19 protein-coding genes and 1 other annotated feature are annotated in these 22,290 nt (G+C 39.4%); of the genes, 17 read left to right on the top strand and 2 right to left on the bottom strand.

Annotation, left to right across the window (positions count from 1 at the left end):
• Positions 1 to 18 precede the first annotated feature (18 nt).
• The 17 genes from pepF (at position 19) to D8845_RS00960 (ending at position 18,709) form a co-directional block, all read left to right on the top strand.
• A complete protein-coding gene (gene pepF, locus D8845_RS01040; protein ID WP_125452170.1) occupies positions 19 to 1,821 on the top strand; it encodes an oligoendopeptidase F in 1,803 nt (600 codons plus the stop codon).
• 1 nt (position 1,822) lies between these two features.
• Complete coding sequence (locus D8845_RS01035; protein ID WP_125452169.1) at positions 1,823 to 2,536, top strand: O-methyltransferase; 714 nt, start codon at positions 1,823 to 1,825, stop codon at positions 2,534 to 2,536.
• A gap of 66 nt (positions 2,537 to 2,602) precedes the next feature.
• Positions 2,603 to 3,541 (top strand): peptidylprolyl isomerase PrsA, encoded by a 939-nt coding sequence (gene prsA, locus D8845_RS01030; protein WP_125452168.1) that lies wholly within the window; start codon positions 2,603 to 2,605, stop codon positions 3,539 to 3,541.
• 159 nt (positions 3,542 to 3,700) lie between these two features.
• Complete coding sequence (locus tag D8845_RS01025; RefSeq protein WP_125452167.1) at positions 3,701 to 4,924, top strand: FtsW/RodA/SpoVE family cell cycle protein; 1,224 nt, start codon at positions 3,701 to 3,703, stop codon at positions 4,922 to 4,924.
• Between the two features lie 23 nt (positions 4,925 to 4,947).
• A complete protein-coding gene (gene ppc, locus D8845_RS01020) occupies positions 4,948 to 7,644 on the top strand; it encodes a phosphoenolpyruvate carboxylase (RefSeq protein WP_125452166.1) in 2,697 nt (898 codons plus the stop codon).
• Between the two features lie 97 nt (positions 7,645 to 7,741).
• Positions 7,742 to 7,959: a binding site (T-box leader), on the top strand.
• A 216-nt stretch (positions 7,960 to 8,175) separates the two neighbouring features.
• Entirely contained in the window at positions 8,176 to 9,171 is a 996-nt protein-coding gene (trpX, locus tag D8845_RS01015) for a tryptophan ABC transporter substrate-binding protein (protein WP_125452165.1), read from the top strand.
• A gap of 75 nt (positions 9,172 to 9,246) precedes the next feature.
• Complete coding sequence (locus D8845_RS01010; protein WP_125452164.1) at positions 9,247 to 10,113, top strand: ABC transporter permease; 867 nt, start codon at positions 9,247 to 9,249, stop codon at positions 10,111 to 10,113.
• Positions 10,110 to 10,868 (top strand): ABC transporter ATP-binding protein, encoded by a 759-nt coding sequence (locus D8845_RS01005; RefSeq protein WP_125452163.1) that lies wholly within the window; start codon positions 10,110 to 10,112, stop codon positions 10,866 to 10,868. The genes D8845_RS01010 and D8845_RS01005 overlap by 4 nt, the downstream gene beginning before the upstream one ends.
• Before the next feature lie 195 nt (positions 10,869 to 11,063).
• Complete coding sequence (gene dnaG, locus D8845_RS01000) at positions 11,064 to 12,824, top strand: DNA primase (RefSeq protein WP_125452162.1); 1,761 nt, start codon at positions 11,064 to 11,066, stop codon at positions 12,822 to 12,824.
• A 2-nt stretch (positions 12,825 to 12,826) separates the two neighbouring features.
• A complete protein-coding gene (gene rpoD / locus D8845_RS00995; protein ID WP_125452161.1) occupies positions 12,827 to 13,936 on the top strand; it encodes an RNA polymerase sigma factor RpoD in 1,110 nt (369 codons plus the stop codon).
• Positions 13,937 to 13,950: 14 nt separating this feature from the next.
• On the top strand, positions 13,951 to 14,280 hold the full coding sequence (locus tag D8845_RS00990) for a metal-sulfur cluster assembly factor (protein ID WP_000331929.1): 330 nt from the start codon (positions 13,951 to 13,953) through the stop codon (positions 14,278 to 14,280).
• Between the two features lie 115 nt (positions 14,281 to 14,395).
• Positions 14,396 to 15,439: an alpha-galactosylglucosyldiacylglycerol synthase gene (gene cpoA / locus D8845_RS00985; protein ID WP_185757321.1), complete on the top strand. Its 1,044-nt coding sequence runs from the start codon at positions 14,396 to 14,398 to the stop codon at positions 15,437 to 15,439.
• Positions 15,440 to 15,454: 15 nt separating this feature from the next.
• The gene (locus D8845_RS00980) at positions 15,455 to 16,780 is read left to right on the top strand and encodes a glycosyltransferase family 4 protein (protein WP_125452160.1); all 1,326 of its coding nucleotides are present in this window, start codon (positions 15,455 to 15,457) and stop codon (positions 16,778 to 16,780) included.
• 20 nt (positions 16,781 to 16,800) lie between these two features.
• Entirely contained in the window at positions 16,801 to 16,992 is a 192-nt protein-coding gene (locus D8845_RS00975) for a PspC domain-containing protein (RefSeq protein ID WP_185757320.1), read from the top strand.
• A gap of 26 nt (positions 16,993 to 17,018) precedes the next feature.
• Positions 17,019 to 17,153, top strand: a complete 135-nt coding sequence (locus D8845_RS00970) for a DUF4044 domain-containing protein (protein ID WP_084865070.1) — start codon at positions 17,019 to 17,021, stop codon at positions 17,151 to 17,153.
• A gap of 77 nt (positions 17,154 to 17,230) precedes the next feature.
• On the top strand, positions 17,231 to 18,541 hold the full coding sequence (gene obgE / locus D8845_RS00965) for a GTPase ObgE (RefSeq protein WP_125452159.1): 1,311 nt from the start codon (positions 17,231 to 17,233) through the stop codon (positions 18,539 to 18,541).
• 9 nt (positions 18,542 to 18,550) lie between these two features.
• Positions 18,551 to 18,709, top strand: coding sequence for a hypothetical protein (locus D8845_RS00960; protein ID WP_125452158.1), 159 nt, complete (start codon positions 18,551 to 18,553; stop codon positions 18,707 to 18,709).
• Positions 18,710 to 18,752: 43 nt separating this feature from the next.
• Here D8845_RS00960 and D8845_RS00955 read toward each other — a convergent pair whose 3' ends face one another.
• Entirely contained in the window at positions 18,753 to 19,223 is a 471-nt protein-coding gene (locus D8845_RS00955; protein WP_001043024.1) for an arginine repressor, read from the bottom strand.
• Positions 19,224 to 19,690: 467 nt separating this feature from the next.
• A complete protein-coding gene (locus D8845_RS00950; RefSeq protein WP_125452156.1) occupies positions 19,691 to 21,973 on the bottom strand; it encodes a Xaa-Pro dipeptidyl-peptidase in 2,283 nt (760 codons plus the stop codon).
• Between the last annotated feature and the right edge of the window lie 317 nt (positions 21,974 to 22,290).

Here is a 22,290-nt window from a genome sequence, read left to right as displayed (position 1 = left end):
AAAGAATGGAGGAATCTAATGGTATTACAAAGACATGAAATAAATGAAAAAGATACATGGGATTTATCAACTATCTACCCAACTGACCAGGCTTGGGAAGAAGCCTTAAAAGATTTAACAGAACAATTGGAGACAGTAGCCCAGTATGAAGGTCATCTCTTGGATAGTGCGGATAGCCTACTCGAAATTACTGAATTTTCTCTTGAAATGGAACGCCAAATGGAGAAGCTTTACGTTTATGCTCATATGAAGAATGACCAGGACACGCGTGAAGCCAAGTACCAAGAGTACTATGCCAAGGCCATGACTCTCTATAGCCAGCTAGACCAAGCCTTTTCATTCTATGAACCTGAATTTATGGAAATCAGTGAAAAGCAGTATGCTGACTTTTTAGAAGCTCAACCAAAATTGCAGGTTTATCAACACTATTTTGACAAGCTTTTGCAAGGCAAGGATCACGTTCTTTCACAACGCGAAGAAGAATTATTGGCTGGAGCTGGGGAAATCTTTGGTTCGGCAAGTGAAACCTTCACTATCTTGGACAATGCGGATATTGTGTTCCCTTATGTCCTCGACGATGATGGTAAGGAAGTTCAGCTATCTCATGGGACTTACACACGTTTGATGGAGTCTAAAAATCGTGAGGTTCGCCGTGGTGCCTACCAAGCTCTTTATGCGACTTATGAACAATTTCAACACACCTATGCTAAAACCTTGCAAACCAATGTTAAGGTGCAAAACTATCGTGCCAAAGTTCGTAACTACAAGAGTGCGCGTCATGCAGCTCTTGCAGCAAATTTTGTTCCAGAGAGTGTTTATGACAATTTGGTAGCAGCAGTTCGCAAGCACTTGCCACTCTTGCATCGTTACCTAGAGCTTCGTTCAAAAATCTTGGGAATTTCAGACCTCAAGATGTACGATGTCTACACACCGCTTTCATCTGTTGAATATAGTTTTACTTACCAAGAAGCCTTGAAAAAGGCAGAAGATGCCTTGGCAGTCTTGGGTGAGGATTACTTGAGCCGTGTTAAACGTGCCTTCAGTGAGCGTTGGATTGATGTTTATGAAAATCAAGGCAAGCGTTCTGGAGCCTATTCTGGTGGTTCTTACGATACCAATGCCTTTATGCTTCTCAACTGGCAGGACAATCTAGACAATCTCTTTACTCTTGTTCATGAAACAGGTCACAGTATGCACTCAAGCTATACTCGTGAAACGCAGCCTTATGTTTACGGAGATTATTCTATCTTCTTGGCTGAGATTGCCTCAACGACCAATGAAAATATCTTGACGGAGAAATTATTGGAAGAAGTGGAAGACGACGCAACGCGCTTTGCTATTCTCAATAACTTCCTAGACGGTTTCCGTGGAACAGTTTTCCGCCAAACTCAATTTGCTGAGTTTGAACACGCTATTCACCAAGCGGATCAAAATGGTGAAGTCTTGACAAGTGATTTCCTAAATAAACTCTACGCAGACTTGAACCAAGAGTATTATGGTTTGAGTAAGGAAGACAATCCTGAAATCCAATACGAGTGGGCTCGCATTCCACACTTCTACTATAACTATTATGTCTATCAATATTCAACAGGATTTGCAGCAGCTTCAGCTCTGGCTGAAAAAATTGTCCATGGTAGTCAAGAAGACCGTGACCGCTATATCGACTACCTCAAGGCAGGTAAGTCTGACTATCCACTTAATGTCATGAGAAAAGCTGGTGTTGATATGGAGAAGGAAGACTATCTCAACGATGCCTTTGCAGTCTTTGAACGTCGTTTGAATGAGTTTGAAGCCCTTGTTGAAAAATTGGGATTGGCATAAGATGGTTGAATCGTATAGTAAAAATGCCAACCATAACATGCGTCGCCCTGTCGTCAAGGAAGAAATTGTGGACTTGATGCGTCAGCGCCAAAAGCAAGTCACAGGATCTTTGAAAGAATTGGAAGACTTTGCCCGTAAGGAAAATATTCCCATTATTCCCCATGAAACGGTTGCTTATTTCCGTTTTCTCATGGAAACCATACAACCTAAAAACATTCTGGAAATTGGGACGGCTATCGGTTTTTCAGCCCTCTTGATGGCAGAACATGCGCCAAAGGCCAAGATTACAACCATTGACCGCAATCCAGAGATGATTGGATTTGCCAAGGAAAATTTCGCCCAGTTTGACAGTCGCAAGCAAATTACGCTCCTAGAAGGAGATGCGGTAGATGTCTTATCTACCTTGACAGAGTCCTATGATTTCGTCTTTATGGATTCAGCCAAGTCTAAATACATCGTCTTTCTGCCAGAAATCCTCAAACATTTGGACGTTGGAGGTGTGGTTGTTTTGGATGATATTTTTCAAGGTGGTGATGTTGCCAAGGATATTATGGAAGTTCGTCGAGGTCAGCGAACCATTTATCGTGGTCTTCAAAGATTATTCGATGCAACCTTAGACAATCCAGGACTCACTGCAACATTAGTACCTTTAGGGGACGGCATTCTCATGCTTCGTAAAAATGTAGCAGACGTTCAATTGCCTGACAGCGAATGATTTTCAGAATAATTTAAGAAAATATAGTAAAATAGATAGGGTAACACTTATCTCAAAGGAGTAGACATGAAGAAAAAACTATTGGCAGGTGCCATTACACTATTATCAGTAGCAACTTTAGCAGCTTGTTCGAAAGGTTCAGAAGGAGCAGATCTTATCAGCATGAAAGGAGATGTTATCACTGAACATCAGTTCTTCGAGGAAGTAAAGAATAATCAAGCAGCTCAACAAGTTTTGCTTAACATGACCATTCAAAATGTTTTTGAAAAACAATATGGGTCAGAAGTAACTGACAAAGAAGTAGAAGATGCAATTGCTGAAGAACAAAAGAAATATGGGGACAGCTATCAAAATGTACTCTCACGTGCCGGCATGACACTTGAGACACGTAAAGCTCAAATCCGTACAAGTAAATTGGTTGAATTAGCAGTTAAGAAGGCAGCAGAAGCTGAATTGACAGATGATGCTTACAAGAAGGCCTTTGACGAGTACACTCCAGATGTAACGGCTCAAATCATCCGTCTTGATAATGAGGATAAAGCGAAAGAAGTCCTCGAAAAAGCTAAGGCAAGTGGCGCAGATTTCGCTCAATTAGCTAAAGATAACTCAACTGATGAGAAAACCAAAGCTAACGGTGGTGAAATTACTTTTGATTCAGCTTCAACAGAAGTACCAGATCAAGTTAAGAAAGCAGCTTTTGCCTTGGATGTTAACGGCATTTCTGATGTCATTACAGCTACTGGAACTCAGGCATACAGCAGTCAATATTACATTGTAAAACTCATTAAGAAAACAGAAAAGTCATCTAATATCGATGACTATAAAGAAAAATTGAAGACGCTTATTCTTACTCAAAAACAAAATGATTCATCATTTGTTCAAAGTATTATCGGAAAAGAGTTGCAAGCTGCAAATATTAAAGTTAAAGATCAAGCTTTCCAAAATATCTTCACTCAATACATCGGTGGTGGAGATTCAAGCTCAAGCAGTTCTTCAAAAGAATAAAACAGAAAAGAGCCCAGTGCTCTTTTTCTTATGAGAAAATCTTATATCTTAAGGGTAAGGGTTTTTTTCTTTCTGAAAAAGTGGTATAATAGCAATCAAAACTAGAAAATAAAACGGAATTGGGAACAAATTTCTTTGTTCCTATTAGAGTGGTGTGATATGAAAATTAGTAAAAGGCACCTGTTAAACTATTCCATTTTGATACCTTATCTCCTTTTGTCTGTGTTGGGGCTAATCGTAGTATATTCGACGACGAGTGCAACCCTAATTCAAGAAGGGAAAAGTGCTCTTCAATTGGTCCGAAACCAAGGTGTTTTCTGGATAGTTAGTTTAATTTTGATTGCCTTAATATATAAGTTAAAACTAGGTTTTTTAAGGAATGAACGACTGATTATTATTGTTATGTTCATAGAGATGATTTTACTAGCTTTGGCACGTTTAATAGGAGTTCCGGTTAATGGAGCCTACGGTTGGATTTCAGTAGGACCTGTAACAATTCAACCAGCAGAGTATCTAAAAATTATTATTATTTGGTATTTGTCTCATCGTTTTTCCAAACAACAAGAAGAAATAGCTATTTACGATTTTCAGATTTTAACCCAAAACCAATGGATTCCTCGGGCTTTTAATGACTGGCGTTTCGTTATAATCGTATTAATTGGAAGCTTAGGAATTTTCCCAGATTTAGGAAATGCAACTATCCTTGCTTTGGTAGCCTTGATTATGTATACACTTAGTGGGATTGCTTATCGCTGGTTCACGACTTTTCTACTTCTATTGACAGGTGGTTCAATGTTATCCCTATCTGTAATTCGTTTTGTTGGGGTTGAAAATTTCTCTCGTATTCCGGTCTTTGGTTATGTTGCCAAACGTTTTAGTGCATTTTTCAATCCTTTTAATGACCTAGCAGGTGCAGGACACCAACTCGCAAATTCTTACTATGCTATGGTAAATGGTGGATGGTTTGGTCTAGGATTAGGAAATTCAATCGAGAAACGGGGTTATCTACCAGAAGCTCATACAGATTTTGTTTTCTCTATTGTTATAGAAGAATTTGGATTTGTTGGAGCTAGTTTGATTTTATCACTTCTCTTTTTCTTAATTTTGCGAATTATTTTGGTGGGGATTCGTGCTAAGAATCCATTTAATTCAATGGTGGCTATTGGGGTAGGAGGCATGCTTTTGGTGCAGGTCTTTGTTAATATCGGTGGAATTTCTGGTCTTATTCCTTCAACTGGAGTAACATTCCCTTTTCTATCGCAAGGTGGGAATAGCCTCTTGGTATTATCTGTCGCAATTGCTTTTGTATTAAATATTGATGCAAGTGAGAAACGTGCTAAACTTATTAGGGAGTATGAAAATCAATCTTCTGAAATATTATAAGGATTGTATGGAAAGGAAAGTTTATGTCTCTTCAAAAATTAGAAAACTATAGTAATAAAGCTGTCGTGCAAGAAGAAGTATTGATTTTAACAGAATTGTTAGAAGATATCACTAAAAATATGCTTGCCCCAGAGACTTTTGCAAAAATCATGGAGTTGAAAGAATTATCAACTCAAGAAGATTATCAGGGCTTGAACCAACTGGTTACTAGTCTGACAAATGATGAAATGGCTTATATTTCACGCTACTTCTCTATCTTGCCTCTTTTGATTAATATTTCAGAAGACGTGGATTTGGCCTATGAAATCAACCATCAAAATAATATCGATCAAGATTATCTTGGTAAATTATCAGCAACGATTAAAATGGTTGCAGAAAAAGAAAATGCGGTTGAAATTTTAGAACATTTGAATGTTGTCCCTGTTTTGACAGCCCATCCAACACAAGTGCAACGTAAGAGTATGTTGGATTTGACTAACCATATACATACCCTCTTGCGTAAGTATCGTGATGTAAAATTAGGCTTGATTAATAAGGAAAAATGGCATAATGATCTCCGTCGCTATATTGAGATTATCATGCAGACAGATATGATTCGTGAAAAGAAATTAAAAGTGACCAATGAAATCACGAATGTTATGGAATACTACAATAGTTCATTCCTGAAGGCAGTTCCTCATTTAACTGCTGAGTACAAGCGTTTGGCTAGAAAACATGGACTGGAGTTAAAACATCCTAAACCAATTACCATGGGAATGTGGATTGGTGGAGACCGTGATGGGAATCCCTTTGTGACTGCAGATACCTTGAAACAATCTGCTATGACCCAGTGTGAAGTCATCATGAATTACTATGATGAAAAGATTTACCAACTTTATCGTGAGTTCTCCCTCTCAACCAGTATTGTCAATGTCAGCAAGCAAGTCAGAGAAATGGCTCGTCAATCTAAGGATAACTCTATCTACCGTGAAAAAGAGCTTTACCGTCGTGCCTTGTTTGATATTCAATCAAAAATAAAAGCAACAAAAACCTATCTGATTGAGGATAAGGAAGTTGGGGCTCGCTATGAAACAGCTAATGATTTTTATAAAGATTTAATTACCATCCGTGATTCTCTCTTGGAAAATAAAGGTGAAGCACTAATTTCTGGTGATTTTGTTGAGCTGATTCAGGCAGTTGAAATTTTTGGTTTCTATTTGGCATCCATCGACATGCGTCAAGATTCTAGTGTTCATGAAGCTTGTGTGGCCGAACTCTTGAAATCAGCAGGAATTCATTCTCATTATAGCGAACTAAGTGAAGAAGAAAAATGCCAGCTTCTCTTGAAAGAATTAGAGGAAGATCCACGTATTCTTTCTGCCACTCATGTTGAAAAATCAGAGTTACTTGAAAAAGAATTAGCAATCTTTAAGGCTGCTCGTAAGTTGAAAGATAAGTTGGGGGATGATGTCATTCGTCAGACCATCATTTCACATGCAACCAGCGTATCAGACATGTTGGAATTGGCTATCTTACTAAAAGAAGTAGGTCTAGTTGATAAAGAAAGAGCCCGTGTTCAAATTGTACCTCTCTTTGAAACAATCGAGGACTTGGACCACTCAGAAGAAACCATGAGAGAATACCTTTCTCTTCCCCTTGCCAAGAAATGGATTGCTTCACGTAATAACTACCAAGAAATCATGCTTGGTTACTCTGATAGTAATAAAGATGGTGGCTACCTATCATCATGTTGGACTCTCTACAAGGCCCAACAACAACTGACTGCCATTGGAGATGAATTTGGTGTTAAGGTTACCTTCTTCCACGGCCGTGGTGGGACTGTCGGTCGTGGTGGTGGACCAACCTATGAAGCTATTACCTCTCAACCGCTCAAGTCCATCAAGGATCGCATCCGCTTGACGGAGCAGGGTGAAGTAATTGGAAATAAATATGGTAACAAAGATGCTGCCTATTATAACCTTGAAATGTTAGTATCTGCAGCCATTAACCGTATGATTACTCAGAAGAAGAGCGATACCAACACCTCAAATCGATATGAAGCCATTATGGATCAAGTAGTGGACCGTAGTTATGATATCTACCGTGATTTGGTCTTTGGGAATGACCATTTCTATGATTATTTCTTCGAGTCAAGTCCAATCAAGGCTATTTCAAGCTTTAATATTGGTTCTCGTCCAGCCGCTCGTAAGACTATTACTGAAATCGGTGGTTTGCGAGCTATCCCTTGGGTATTCTCATGGTCACAAAGCCGTGTCATGTTCCCTGGCTGGTATGGTGTCGGATCAAGTTTCAAAGAATTTATTGATAAAAATCCAGAAAATATCGCTATCCTACGAGATATGTACCAAAATTGGCCTTTCTTCCAGTCACTTCTTTCAAATGTCGACATGGTCTTGTCAAAATCCAATATGAACATTGCTTTTGAATATGCCAAACTGTGTGAGGATGAAGAAGTAAAAGCAATCTATGAGACAATTTTAAATGAATGGCAAGTTACCAAGGAAGTTATCTTGGCTATCGAAGGTTACGATGAACTCTTGGCTGAAAATCCATATCTAAAAGCAAGTTTGGATTATCGTATGCCTTACTTTAATATTCTCAACTATATCCAGTTGGAGTTGATTAAACGTCAACGCCGAGGTGAATTATCTAGCGACCAAGAAAAATTAATCCATACAACCATCAACGGAATTGCGACAGGATTGCGTAATTCCGGCTGATACCCTATCAAACTTCCTCTTTTCTATAGGGGAAGTTTTTGAATAGTTCAAAAAAATGCTAAAAGAGTCTTGACAAGTAGTTGAAAAATGATATAATTTAACCATTCAGAAAAGTAATCATATAAACTTTTTAGAGAGTCTGTGGTAGCTGAAAACAGATAAGTGATGATGATGAAAATTGGGCTGAATGTTATTTAGAATTTGAAATCATAAAAATTCGGTGAGCACACCTTACAGTGCATCTCGTTATTGCGAGACAGAGCGATAGGGAAATTCCCTATAATTGAGGTGGTACCGCGCATCGACGTCCTCACACAAGTTTTTTGTGTGAGGACTTTTTTGATGGAGGTTAGTATGGAAAGAAAACGATGGCGTCACTTGTTTATACTCAATGAAAATCAAAAAGCAAACTAGGAAGCTAGCCGCAAGCTGTACTTGAGTACGGTAAGGCGACGCTGACGTGGTTTGAAGAGATTTTCGAAGAGTATTAGATAAGTGAAGTATTTTAAAGGAATAAAAAGGAGAAATAGCATGAAAAATAAACGTTTAATTGGAATTATCGCTGCCTTAGCAGTCTTAGTAGCAGGAAGCTTGATTTACTCTTCAATGAATAAACCAGAAGCTAAGAATGAGAAGAAAGTTGCCAAAGTTGGTGTTCTTCAGTTTGTGAGCCATCCATCTCTTGACTTGATTTATAAAGGGATTCAAGATGGACTTGCAGAAGAAGGATATAAAGATGATCAAGTTAAAATCGATTTTATGAACTCAGAAGGCGACCAAAGTAAGGTTGCGACAATGAGTAAACAATTGGTTGCAAATAACAATGACCTTGTAGTTGGTATTGCAACACCAGCTGCGCAAGGTTTGGCTAGTGCCACAAAGGACCTACCGGTTATCATGGCCGCTATTACAGACCCAATCGGAGCTAACTTGGTTAAAGATTTGAAAAAACCAGGTGGCAACATTACAGGGGTATCTGACCACAATCCAGCTCAACAACAAGTTGAACTCATTAAGGCTCTTACACCAAATGTAAAAACAATCGGAGCCCTTTATTCAAGCAGCGAAGACAATTCAAAAACACAGGTAGAAGAATTTAAGGCTTATGCTGAAAAAGCAGGTTTGACAGTCGAAACATTTGCAGTTCCTTCAACAAATGAAATTGCTTCAACAGTTAACGTTATGACTAGCAAGGTTGATGCTATCTGGGTTCCAATTGATAACACAATTGCATCAGCCTTTTCAACAGTTGTATCAAGCAACCAATCAGCTAAAAAACCAATCTACCCAAGTGCAACTGCCATGGTAGAAGCTGGTGGTTTGGCATCAGTTGTAGTTGACCAACACGACCTTGGTGTGGCAACTGGTAAAATGATTGCGGAAGTCTTGAAAGGTGCAAAACCAGCTGATACACCAGTCAATGTCTTTTCAACTGGTAAGTCAGTAATCAACAAAAAATTGGCACAAGAGCTAGGTATTACGATTCCTGAATCTGTTTTAAAAGAAGCAGGACAAGTAATTGAATAATCTGTAATGGAGGAGTTGGGGACATCTCCTCCAATTTTTTACAATAGAAATCATATAGAAAAGGTTAAGAAACAGATGATATTATCTATTATTTCTCAAGGATTTGTCTGGGCTATTTTAGGTCTGGGAATCTTTATGACATTTAGGATTTTAAACTTTCCAGATATGACGACAGAAGGTTCCTTCCCTCTTGGGGGAGCTGTTGCTGTCACTCTGATAACCAAAGGCGTGAACCCATTTCTAGCGACACTTGTTGCTGTAGGAGCAGGTTGTTTGGCTGGTATGGCAGCAGGACTTCTTTATACAAAAGGGAAGATCCCAACCTTGCTCTCAGGGATTTTGGTTATGACTTCCTGTCACTCTATCATGCTCTTGATTATGGGACGTGCCAATTTAGGCCTTCTTGGAACCAAGCAAATTCAGGATGTTTTGCCTTTTGATTCGGATTTGAATCAACTCTTGACAGGCCTCATCTTTGTGAGTATTGTTATTGCTCTCATGCTCTTTTTCTTGGATACCAAACTCGGACAAGCCTATATTGCTACAGGTGACAATCCTGATATGTCTAGAAGTTTCGGGATTCATACTGGACGTATGGAGCTCATGGGATTGGTCTTATCAAATGGTGTGATTGCCCTTGCAGGAGCTCTCATTGCCCAGCAAGAAGGGTATGCTGATGTATCTCGAGGAATCGGGGTTATCGTTGTGGGGCTTGCAAGTTTGATTATTGGAGAAGTTATTTTCAAGAGTTTGAGTTTGGCAGAACGTCTGGTTACCATTGTTGTAGGTTCTATCGCTTATCAATTCTTAGTGTGGGCAGTTATTGCGCTTGGCTTTAATACAAGTTACCTTCGTTTGTACAGCGCCGTGATTTTAGCAGTCTGCCTCATGATTCCAACATTTAAGCAAACAATCTTGAAAGGAGCCAAATTAAGCAAATGACAGCAATTGTAGAATTAAAAAATGCAACCAAAGTCGTTAAAAATGGCTTTGATGAAGAAAAGATTATTTTAAATGATGTTTCCTTAGAAATTTTTGAACAGGACTTTATCACGATTTTAGGTGGTAATGGTGCTGGTAAATCGACCCTCTTTAACACCATTGCAGGAACCTTATCCTTAACCAGTGGAACCATCCGTATTTTAGGTGAAGATGTTACCAAATTTTCACCAGAGAAGCGAGCTAAGTATTTGTCACGTGTTTTTCAAGATCCCAAGATGGGGACAGCTCCTCGTATGACGGTGGCTGAAAATCTTTTGATTGCCAAGTTTCGTGGTGAAAAACGTGGACTGTTTCCGAGACGACTGGCTAGCTACAAGGATGAATTTCAGGCTACCATTGAAAAAGTAGGAAATGGTCTTGAGAAACACTTGAATACACCGATTGAGTTCTTATCAGGTGGACAAAGACAAGCCTTGAGTCTCTTGATGGCAACCTTGAAGCGACCTGAGTTGCTCTTGTTAGATGAGCATACTGCAGCCCTTGATCCAAAGACAAGTGTCTCACTCATGGAATTGACAGATGAATTTGTCAAGAAAGATCAGCTGACAGCCCTTATGATTACTCATCATATGGAAGATGCTCTCAAATATGGTAATCGTCTGATTGTCATGAAGGAAGGTCGTATAATTCAAGACCTCAATAATGAAGAAAAAGCTAAGATGAAAATCTCAGACTACTATCAATTATTTGAATAGATGAACTTTATTTTCATTAAAAAATAAAGAAGAAAAACTTAGAAGCATTAAAGTGTTTCTGAGTTTTTTATATTCTCTTGAAATCTAAAAAATAAGGAAAAGAGAATTACGGAAAGCGTATGAAATGGTTTACTTTTTTTCAGAAATAAGCTATACTAGTTTACGTGAAACTATGATAAGATGGAGGTATTGTGTATGGTTGACAAACAAGTCATTGAAGAAATCAAAAACAATGCCAACATTGTGGAAGTCATAGGTGATGTGATTTCTTTGCAGAAGGCTGGACGGAACTATTTAGGGCTCTGTCCTTTTCATGGTGAAAAGACTCCTTCTTTCAACGTTGTGGAAGATAAGCAGTTTTATCACTGTTTTGGTTGTGGGCGCTCAGGAGATGTTTTTAAGTTCATCGAAGAATACCAAGATGTGTCCTTCATGGAAGCCGTTCAGCTCTTAGGAGAGCGTGTCGGTATTCAATTAACGATGCCTGTTCCGTCTCGTCCTCAACAGGTTTCCCCTCATCAGGCTCTATATGATATGCATGAAGAAGCTGCACGATTTTACCACGCTATTCTCATGACGACCAAGATGGGAGAAGAAGCAAGGGCTTATCTATATAAGCGAGGGTTGACAGACGAAGTTCTGAAGCACTTCCAGATTGGGTTGGCTCCAGCAGAGAGAACCTATCTCTATCAACGTTTGGCTGATAAGTTTGAGGAAAAGGATTTACTGGATTCGGGCTTGTTTTACTTATCGGACGGTAATCAGTTTCATGATACTTTTTTCGGACGTATCATCTTTCCTTTGACCAATGATAAGGGGCAGGTCATTGCCTTCTCAGGTCGTATCTGGCAAGAAATAGATAATCAGACTGCCAAGTATAAAAATAGTCGTTCAACTGCAATTTTTAACAAGAGTTATGAATTGTATCATTTGGACAAGGCTAAAAAAGGAACCGGGAAAATCCCAGAACTCTACTTGATGGAAGGTTTTATGGATGTTATCGCCGCCTACCGTGCTGGTATAGAGAATGCTGTAGCTTCCATGGGAACGGCTCTGAGTAAGGAACATATTGACCATCTCAAACACTTTACTAAAAAGATTGTCCTCAGCTACGATGGTGATAAGGCAGGGCAGGCAGCAACAGCAAAAGCGTTGGAGGAATTAAAAGATTTTTCAGTGGAAGTTGTCCGAGTACCTGATTCCATGGACCCTGATGAGTATCTACAAAAGAATTCTGCTGAAGACCTGGCTTATCTCTTAACCAAGACTCGGATTAGTCCCATAGAATTTTATATTCACCAACTTAAGCCGGAAAATAGCGGTAACTTGCAGGCGCAAATTGAGTTCATTGAAAAGATTGCACCCTTAATCGCCAAAGAAAAGTCTATCACTGCCCAAAATTCTTACATCCACATTCTGGCGGACAACCTGCCTTCCTTTGATTATCAGCAGGTGGAACAGATTGTAAATGAAAGTCGGATTGTCCAAAGGCAGGAGAGGGTCAAGGAGCGTCCTGCACCAGTAGCAATCAGTTTACCTGTGACTCGGCAACTGACAGCAGTTATGAGAGCAGAAGCTCATCTCCTTTATAGGATAGCTGAGAATCCAGTTATTTTGAATGATTATCGTTTGCGAGATGATTTTTTCTTTGATACCCCAGAATTTCAGATTCTTTACGAATTATTAAGTGAGCAGGGAAAAATCGGATCAGAGGACCTCTCCCATCAGTCACCTGAAGTTGAAACTGCCTGGTATCAAGTGCTTGCTCTTGATTTACCATCTGAAATCTTACCTCAGGAACTAGTGGAAGTGGAAGAATCTCGAAACCGTGCCCTCCTCACTAAGGACAATTTAAGGATTAAAAAGAAAGTGCAGGAAGCTAGTCATGTAGGAGATACAGATACAGCCTTAGAAGAATTGCAACGATTGATATCCCAAAAAAGAAGAATGGAGTAATAATGGCAACAAAACAAAAAGAAGTAACAACATTTGACGTACAAGTAGCGGACTTTATACGTAATCACAAGAAAACAGGAACTGCAACGGATGATGATATTAATTCTAGTCTGGTTATTCCTTTTACCTTAGATGCTGATGGGATTGAAAATCTCTTGCAACGGATTCAGGATGCGGGGATTTCTATTACAGATAACGAAGGAAATCCAAGTGCACGTGTTCTTAGTACTGAAGAAGAGCCAGAACTCAGTGATGAGGACTTGATTGGTTCAACTTCGGCTAAGGTTAATGACCCTGTCCGTATGTACTTGAAAGAAATCGGGGTCGTTCCTCTCTTGACTAATGAAGAGGAAAAAGAGTTGGCACTTGCAGTTGAAGCTGGTGATATCGAAGCCAAACAACGTCTTGCGGAAGCCAACCTTCGTTTGGTTGTTTCTATTGCCAAACGTTATGTCGGCCGTGGTATGCAGTTCCTTGACTTGATTCAAGAAGGGAACATGGGCTTGATGAAGGCGGTTGACAAGTTTGACTATTCTAAAGGGTTTAAGTTTTCAACTTACGCAACTTGGTGGATTCGTCAGGCTATCACTCGTGCTATTGCTGATCAAGCTCGTACTATCCGTATCCCTGTTCACATGGTTGAAACCATTAATAAATTGGTTCGTGAACAGCGTAATCTCCTTCAAGAATTGGGACAAGATCCAACACCAGAACAAATCGCTGAACGTATGGATATGACCCCTGACAAGGTTCGTGAAATCTTGAAGATTGCCCAAGAACCAGTATCTCTTGAAACTCCTATTGGTGAAGAGGATGATAGCCATCTTGGGGACTTTATTGAAGATGAAGTGATTGAAAATCCAGTGGACTATACAACTCGTATCGTCTTGCGTGAGCAGTTGGATGAGGTCTTGGATACTCTTACAGACCGTGAAGAAAATGTTTTACGTCTTCGTTTTGGGCTAGATGATGGAAAAATGCGCACCCTTGAAGATGTGGGTAAAGTCTTTAACGTGACTCGCGAGCGTATCCGTCAGATTGAAGCTAAAGCTTTGAGAAAACTACGCCAACCAAGTCGCAGCAAACCGCTTCGTGATTTTATTGAAGACTAAGAGTGAGGATGAATATGGCTTATACAGAAGAGCAAATTGAAAACATCAAAACACGAATTTTAACAGCCTTGGAAGAAGTCATCGACCCTGAGTTGGGAATCGATATTGTCAATCTTGGCTTGATCTATGAAATTCGTTTTGATGGAGATACAGGTCAAACAGAGATTGATATGACGTTGACAACTATGGGTTGTCCCCTAGCAGACCTTTTGACAGACCAGATTTATGATGCCATGACAGAGGTCCCAGAAGTAACGGATACTGAGGTTAAATTAGTCTGGTATCCAGCCTGGACAGTTGAAAAAATGAGTCGCTATGCACGCATTGCCCTAGGCATTAAGTAAACATATAAAAGCATGTGAGAGATTATTGGAAAAGCGAGGAAATTTCCTCTTCTTTTCCTCTAGTCTCTCCTTTCTTTAGCTGATTTTATTCAAAGAAAATGATATAATAGTAGTTATGGAAAAAAAGAAATTACGCATCAATATGTTGAGTTCAAGTGAGAAAGTAGCAGGACAAGGAGTTTCAGGTGCCTACCGTGAATTAGTTCGTCTTCTTCACCGTGATGCCAAGGAACAATTGATTGTTACAGAAAATCTTCCAATAGAGGCAGATGTGACTCACTTTCATACAATTGATTTCCCCTATTATTTATCAACATTCCAGAAGAAACGCTCAGGAAGGAAAATTGGCTATGTGCATTTCTTACCTGATACACTTGAGGGGAGTTTGAAAATTCCATTTTTATTAAAGGGAATTGTGAAACGCTATGTATTTTCTTTTTACAACCGGATGGAGCACTTGGTGGTGGTCAATCCTATGTTTATTGAGGATTTGGTGGCAGCTGGTATTCCACGTGAAAAAGTGACCTATATTCCTAACTTTGTCAATAAGGAAAAATGGCATCCTCTTCCACAGGAAGAGGTAGCGAAACTGCGTACAGAGCTAGGTCTTAGTGACAATCAGTTTATCGTAGTAGGTGCTGGGCAAGTTCAGAAGCGCAAAGGGATTGACGATTTTATCCGTCTGGCTGAGGAATTGCCGCAAATTACCTTTATCTGGGCAGGTGGTTTCTCTTTTGGTGGCATGACAGATGGCTATGAACGCTATAAGAAAATAATGGAAAATCCCCCTAAAAACTTGATTTTTCCAGGTATCGTGTCGCCAGAGCGGATGCGCGAATTGTATGCCCTAGCGGACCTTTTCTTGTTGCCTAGTTACAATGAGCTTTTTCCTATGACTATTTTAGAGGCTGCTAGTTGTGAAGCTCCTATTATGTTGCGTGATTTGGATCTTTATAAGGTGATTTTGGAGGGAAATTATCGCGCGACAGCAGATAGAGAAGAGATGAAAGAAGCTATTTTGGAATATCAAGCAAATCTTGCTGCTTTAAAAGATTTGAAAGAAAAAGCTAAGAATATTTCTAGAGAGTATTCAGAAGAGCATCTGTTACAAATTTGGTTGGACTTTTATGAGAAACAAGCCGCTTTAGGGAGAAAGTAAAAAGTGAGGTAATCTATGCGAATTGGTTTATTTACAGATACCTATTTTCCTCAGGTTTCAGGTGTTGCGACCAGTATTCGAACCTTGAAAACAGAACTTGAAAAGCAAGGGCATGCTGTTTTTATCTTTACGACGACAGATAAGGATGTCAATCGCTACGAAGATTGGCAAATCATCCGTATTCCAAGTGTTCCTTTCTTTGCTTTTAAGGATCGCCGCTTTGCCTATCGAGGTTTCAGCAAGGCGCTTGAAATTGCTAAACAATATCAACTGGATATTATCCACACTCAGACAGAATTTTCTCTTGGCCTGTTGGGGATTTGGATTGCGCGTGAATTGAAGATTCCAGTCATCCATACCTATCACACCCAATACGAAGACTATGTGCATTATATTGCCAAGGGGATGTTGATTCGTCCTAGTATGGTCAAGTATTTGGTTAGAGGTTTTTTACATGATGTAGATGGAGTCATTTGTCCTAGTGAGATTGTCCGTGACTTGCTATCTGACTATAAGGTCAAGGTCGAAAAACGTGTCATTCCTACTGGGATTGAATTAGCCAAGTTTGAACGTCCAGAAATCAAGCAAGAAAATCTGAAAGAACTACGTAGTAAACTAGGGATTCAAGCTGATGAACAGATGTTACTTAGTCTTTCGAGAATTTCCTATGAAAAAAATATTCAAGCAGTATTAGTAGCTTTTGCAGATGTTCTGAAAGAAGAAGACAAGGTTAAACTGGTAGTTGCTGGGGATGGCCCTTATCTGGATAACCTCAAAGAGCAAGCCCAGAAACTAGAGATTCAAGACTCCGTTGTCTTTACAGGGATGATTGCTCCTAGTGAGACAGCTCTTTACTATAAGGCAGCAGATTTCTTTATTTCAGCATCTACAAGTGAAACGCAAGGTTTGACATACTTGGAAAGTTTGGCTAGTGGGACGCCTGTCATTGCACATGGAAATCCTTATCTGGACAATCTTATCAGTGATAAAATGTTTGGAACCTTGTATTACGGTGAACATGATTTGGCTGGAGCTATTTTAGAAGCTCTGATTGCAACGCCAGATATGGATGAGCATACCTTATCAGAGAAATTATATGAGATTTCAGCTGAGAATTTTGGAAAACGGGTGCATGAATTCTATCTGGATGCTATTATTTCAAATAATTTCGAACAAGAATTACTTGACGACGAGCCAATTGGTCAGCGTTTTTTAAAAACGGTTCTCTACTTGCCTCAACAGGTAGTTATGACTCCGGTTAAAGAATCTAAACGTATCTTAAAGGCTTCTAAAAAACAATTGTCTAGTATAAGAAATTATTGGAAAGATGAAGTAAAATAATAGATAAAGAGGAAGAAAAAATGAAAAAACAATTGATGAGAAGTGGTAGTGATCAAAAAATTGCTGGAGTATGTGCTGGGGTCGCAAATTATTTTGATATTGATCCGACTATTGTTCGTGTAATATGGGGTGTTCTTGCATTTTGTTATGGGGCAGGAATTGTAGCTTATATTATTTTATGGATAATTGCACCAGTTTCAACAGAATATTAGAAAAATTAAAGTAAAAGGAGAAAATAATGGCATTTGGAGATAATGGAAAACGTAAAAAAACAATGTTTGAAAAATTAACACTGATTGTTGTGCTAATAATGTTGTTTGTAACTTTGGCAGGGATTTTTGCCACAGCGCTTGGTGCTTTTAGTAGGTTTTAAGTTTTAATCTAATTTCTACTAGAGCACATTTATTGACTGGGGTATTTCCCAGCCCTTTTTTAAAGTGAGAAGAGAAAATGAGTATGTTTTTAGATACAGCCAAGATTAAGGTCAAGGCTGGTAATGGCGGCGATGGTATGGTTGCCTTTCGCCGTGAAAAATATGTCCCTAATGGTGGTCCTTGGGGTGGTGATGGTGGTCGTGGAGGTAATGTAGTCTTTGTTGTAGATGAAGGGTTACGTACTTTGATGGATTTCCGCTACAATCGCCATTTTAAGGCTGATTCTGGTGAAAAAGGAATGACCAAAGGGATGCATGGACGTGGTGCTGAGGATCTCAGAGTTCGAGTGCCACAAGGTACGACAGTTCGTGATGCGGAGACTGGCAAGGTCTTGACAGATTTGATTGAACATGGTCAAGAATTTATCGTTGCCCACGGAGGTCGCGGTGGACGTGGAAATATTCGCTTTGCGACACCAAAAAATCCTGCACCTGAAATCTCTGAAAATGGAGAACCAGGTCAGGAACGTGAATTACAGTTAGAACTTAAAATCCTTGCGGATGTCGGTTTAGTAGGTTTCCCATCTGTAGGGAAATCAACACTTTTAAGTGTTATCACATCTGCTAAACCAAAAATCGGTGCCTACCATTTTACGACTATTGTGCCAAATCTAGGAATGGTTCGTACTCAATCAGGAGAATCATTTGCAGTAGCTGACTTACCAGGTTTGATTGAAGGGGCTAGTCAGGGAGTCGGTTTGGGAACCCAGTTCCTCCGCCATATCGAGCGTACACGTGTCATCCTTCACATCATTGATATGTCAGCTAGCGAAGGCCGTGATCCATATGAGGACTATCTAGCAATCAATAAAGAGCTGGAGTCATACAATCTTCGTCTCATGGAGCGTCCACAGATTATCGTAGCCAATAAGATGGATATGCTTGAAAGTCAGGAAAATCTTGAAGAATTCAAGAAGAAATTGGCTGAAAACTACGATGAATTTGAAGAGCTACCAGCTATCTTCCCAATTTCCGGTTTGACCAAGCAAGGTCTGGCAACGCTCTTGGATGCTACAGCTGAATTGTTAGACAAGACACCAGAATTCTTGCTCTACGACGAGTCAGATATGGAAGAAGAAGCTTACTATGGCTTTGACGATGAAGAAAAAGCCTTTGAAATTAGTCGTGATGACGATGCAACGTGGGTACTTTCTGGTGAAAAACTCATGAAACTCTTCAATATGACCAACTTTGATCGTGACGAATCAGTTATGAAATTTGCTCGTCAATTACGTGGTATGGGGGTTGATGAAGCCCTTCGTGCGCGTGGAGCTAAAGATGGGGATTTGGTCCGCATTGGTAAATTTGAGTTTGAATTTGTAGACTAGGAGACTGATATGGGAGATAAACCGATATCTTTCCGAGATGCGGATGGCAACTTTGTTTCCGCTGCAGACGTTTGGAATGAAAAGAAATTGGAAGAACTATTTAATCGTCTCAATCCAAATCGTGCTCTGAGATTGGCACGAACCAAAAAAGACAATCCACCTCAGTAAAATAGATAAAAAGATTCCGTGTCAAATGAGACACGGAATCTTCTTATTCTTCAAAGAAAAATGGTGGAGCGAATTTTTTCAGTTCTTCAAAGCATTTTTGAGCAGCTTCTGCATCTTCACAGATGACAAGACAGACATCATCGCCACAGAGGCTAGCAATAGCGTCGGGGAAGCTCAAAGCATCAATGATAGAACCAAAGGATTGAGCAAGTCCAGGAAGGGTTTTTAGCAGGACTTGATGTTGAACTGGGCGCATCAAGACAAGAGCATCTTCCATGTAAATTTCGAGACGTTTTTCCCATTTTGAGATAGAACCTGTATTGAGCACGTAGTAAGAGTTGTCTTCTTCTCGTACTTTTGAAAGGTTCATACTTTTAATATCTCTCGAAAGTGTAGCTTGTGTAACTTGAATATCATTATCGGCAAGAAGAGCTTGTAGCTCAGCTTGAGTATGAATCTTGTTTTTCGTTACAAGAGCTCGTATGAGTTGGTGTCGGTGTTCAGATTTATTCATAAAATGTTACTCCTTGTACTAGGTACAGAAAGCGTGGACTGAACGAAATCGTCAGTCGGGTGGTAAGCGGTATTGTCACGTATGATGATTTCAAAGTCAGTAGTATAGGACTAAATGGAGAAAATCCCACTATTTTAACTTGTCACTAGTTGGGTGTAGATGAATAGGCTATCTTATCCGTTTATCTACATTGGTGTCCTCTACTAACAGTAAATCATTCCATTAGGGTAGCCTTTTGTCACGACTTGTTGTGAATTTACGATTAATGTCAATTCACAAAGATTTTTCAACATGTGGTGTGGTAGCGAGTATTATTAATGAGTACACATGTTGGTTAGGGTCTTAGTATCTTTTGTCCAAGCTCCCGTGTAGACCTATCATAAGCCTATTTCGGGATTGCATTTGATACCAAGTTTATGTTTGTTTCAACTGTTTAAGTGGAAATCTTCCATATTGAAAGTCTGATATCATACCTTTTGACAAGGTAGGATAAGACTAGACTGTTCTAGATCGACAGTCAGGTGGTAAGCGGTATTGTCACGGATTGTGATTTCAAAGTCAGTAGTATAGAGGACTAAACGAAGAGTATCTCCTTCTTTTAACTTGTAAATAGTTGGTTGCAGTTCAAACTGGATATCCATCCATTCATCTGCAGTAATATCCTCTACTAACAGTAAATCATTTCTATTTTGTAAATTGAGGTAGCCTTTTGTCACGACGCGTTGTGCATTTTCACGAAAAGGCAATTCGTTAAGATTTTCCAACATGTAGTAGCGACCGTTGTCAATGGTTCTAGCACTTAAAACAGCTGGATAAGGTTGTAGGTATTTTTTTTGTCCATGTTCCATTAGTTGGGCAGATAAGAGCCCCTTATTTGTACTGGATTTGATACGAAGATTGAGTTGGGCACGACCGTTCAGGTGGAGATCCTTGGTCACAGGAAGGTCAATAGTAATCTGATTGACTTTCCCTTGATAGAGTTCTGTATTGAAGGACTGGTAAGTCTTACCATAACGCTCAAAATCCTTATCTGAGTACTGGTTTTGAATGACTTGCTCTTCTTGACCAAGTGCGAAGGTTTCAAAGTTTTCTTTCTCTCCGAAGGTATCAAGTGATAACCAAGTCTGAGGAGTTGTATTATCCTGCCAGATAACAGTAGGAAGTTGGTAATCCGTTTCCTGTTCCAGTAATTTCTTTGTCAACAAAGCATTCATGGACTCACGGAAATCAATGGACTGCCAGTTATTCATATAAACATGGGCACCATTATGGAAAAAGAGGTGCTTATTTATATTATCAGGAAGGGCGTGAAACATCTGATAAACATGAAGTGGTTTGACATTCCAATCCTGTGAACCATGAGTAAAGACAACCTCTGCCTTTACCTTATGGGCATTAAGCAGATAATTGCGGTCATGCCAAAACTGATTGTAGTCGCCAGACTTGCGATCCAGTTGCACTTTTACTTTTTCTAAGTCAGCTTGGTGAGACTCATTGCCACGGATATAGTCACCAGCCAAGAGATTACGAGAGTAGGTTAGTTCAGCAAGGGAGTCAAAGTCCTCACCTGGATAACCACCTGGGCTAGTTACTAGACCGTTTTCACGGTAGTAGTTGTACCACGAAGAAATACCAGCCTCGGCAATGATAACCTCTAAACCATCTACACCTGTAGTCGCAAGACCATTGGACATGGTACCTAGATAGGAAAGTCCAGCTGTGGCAACTTTTCCGTTTGACCAGTCAGCCTTGACTTGACGCTGGTGCGTATGGTCAGTAAAGGCACGGCAACGACCATTAAGCCAATCGATAACATTTTTATAAGCCTCTATTTGCTGGTAGTCCCCGTTAGTCATGAAACCAGTAGAGTCTTTGGTACCAACACCTGAGACATAGAGATTAGCAAAACCTCGTGGAAGGAAGTAGTCGTTGAGTGTATAGCTAGAGTTGATGTGTGTTAGCTTTTCCTCAGCTTCTGACACAAGCTCAGCTTGACCTTGGAGTTGGACGAGATTTAGTTGGGGTTCCTCTAGCTCAATCTTGTGAGCAGACTTAACCTCAAGATAGCCCTCCATCTTGTAAAGAGCTTTATCGCTGGCCTTGTCATTGGTTCCCTGATGGTAGGGGCTGGCTGTCATGATAGCAGGGATTTGTCCGTCATAACGAGGACGAATAATGCTGACCTTGACTAAGTCTGGTAGTCCTTTTTGGTCAGTATCGACACGAGTCTCAACGTAAACGACTTCACGAATGACATCATGGCTAGAAAAAGTAGCCAAACTCTTGCCGTTAAAGTAGTGATAGTCATTATCCTCAGGAATCAGGCCGTCACTGACAAGTTGGTCGATAAGAGTGTTCCCCTTTTTGGTGCGAGTATTGAGTAAGTGATAGAGATTTTCAATCAAGTCACCATATACAATGGGAAAATCAGTCTCTTTACGAAAAACATCACTGTCTTCAAAGTCAACCAAGTAAGAAAAGCCTAAAAGTTGAAAAGCAACAGTATAAAAAATATCTGCAGTCAACTCTCTGTCTGACTGACAAAAAGTCAGAAAGTCAGTGTCCTTATCTATCGAGATTGTAGATAGAGCATAGTCAGTATTGGAGTAAGTAAAAAAACTCCAACGAATGAAGTGTTCAAACTGCTTTTTTACAGGCAGATGTGGTGTTAGATTTAGCCCTAGCTTTTCCAATTCATTTAACAATTGCGAACTAGAAAATGCTAGATAGCTGAATTGATTAAAATGCATAGTATTCTCCTTTGAAAAAACACTAAATTTATTATATCAAAAAAATGGGAAAAATGGAATAAATAAACCCTAATGAAATAAATTTCAAAATAGAGTATAGATTTGCTGTTACTTATTATAATCTACAGTAAATAAAATACAAAAGATAGTCATGTTTAAAGATTTCCAAAGCAAAAAAGCATATATATGTTTGCCTTATTATTCTTTATATGGTATAAAAATGTTTTGAATTTTTATTTAAAACATAATAATATAAAAATAGGTTAATTTTTGCAGAATCTGTTTTATACTACTGTTTAGAATTGGATAAGGATAAT

It is taken from the genome of Streptococcus mitis (genome assembly GCF_003942865.1).
In the GTDB taxonomy this organism is placed as follows: Bacteria; Bacillota; Bacilli; order Lactobacillales; family Streptococcaceae; genus Streptococcus; species Streptococcus mitis_BI.
The sequence above is the reverse complement of the archived record's forward strand: the minus strand, read 5'-3'. Positions and strand labels throughout refer to the sequence as shown.

Coding starts and splice junctions, on each gene's coding strand:
- pepF (WP_125452170.1), top strand. CDS start 19: ATGGTATTACAAAGACATGAAATAAATGAAAAAGATACATGGGATTTA.
- D8845_RS01035 (WP_125452169.1), top strand. CDS start 1,823: ATGGTTGAATCGTATAGTAAAAATGCCAACCATAACATGCGTCGCCCT.
- prsA (WP_125452168.1), top strand. CDS start 2,603: ATGAAGAAAAAACTATTGGCAGGTGCCATTACACTATTATCAGTAGCA.
- D8845_RS01025 (WP_125452167.1), top strand. CDS start 3,701: ATGAAAATTAGTAAAAGGCACCTGTTAAACTATTCCATTTTGATACCT.
- ppc (WP_125452166.1), top strand. CDS start 4,948: ATGTCTCTTCAAAAATTAGAAAACTATAGTAATAAAGCTGTCGTGCAA.
- trpX (WP_125452165.1), top strand. CDS start 8,176: ATGAAAAATAAACGTTTAATTGGAATTATCGCTGCCTTAGCAGTCTTA.
- D8845_RS01010 (WP_125452164.1), top strand. CDS start 9,247: ATGATATTATCTATTATTTCTCAAGGATTTGTCTGGGCTATTTTAGGT.
- D8845_RS01005 (WP_125452163.1), top strand. CDS start 10,110: ATGACAGCAATTGTAGAATTAAAAAATGCAACCAAAGTCGTTAAAAAT.
- dnaG (WP_125452162.1), top strand. CDS start 11,064: ATGGTTGACAAACAAGTCATTGAAGAAATCAAAAACAATGCCAACATT.
- rpoD (WP_125452161.1), top strand. CDS start 12,827: ATGGCAACAAAACAAAAAGAAGTAACAACATTTGACGTACAAGTAGCG.
- D8845_RS00990 (WP_000331929.1), top strand. CDS start 13,951: ATGGCTTATACAGAAGAGCAAATTGAAAACATCAAAACACGAATTTTA.
- cpoA (WP_185757321.1), top strand. CDS start 14,396: ATGGAAAAAAAGAAATTACGCATCAATATGTTGAGTTCAAGTGAGAAA.
- D8845_RS00980 (WP_125452160.1), top strand. CDS start 15,455: ATGCGAATTGGTTTATTTACAGATACCTATTTTCCTCAGGTTTCAGGT.
- D8845_RS00975 (WP_185757320.1), top strand. CDS start 16,801: ATGAAAAAACAATTGATGAGAAGTGGTAGTGATCAAAAAATTGCTGGA.
- D8845_RS00970 (WP_084865070.1), top strand. CDS start 17,019: ATGGCATTTGGAGATAATGGAAAACGTAAAAAAACAATGTTTGAAAAA.
- obgE (WP_125452159.1), top strand. CDS start 17,231: ATGAGTATGTTTTTAGATACAGCCAAGATTAAGGTCAAGGCTGGTAAT.
- D8845_RS00960 (WP_125452158.1), top strand. CDS start 18,551: ATGGGAGATAAACCGATATCTTTCCGAGATGCGGATGGCAACTTTGTT.
- D8845_RS00955 (WP_001043024.1), bottom strand. CDS start 19,223: ATGAATAAATCTGAACACCGACACCAACTCATACGAGCTCTTGTAACG.
- D8845_RS00950 (WP_125452156.1), bottom strand. CDS start 21,973: ATGCATTTTAATCAATTCAGCTATCTAGCATTTTCTAGTTCGCAATTG.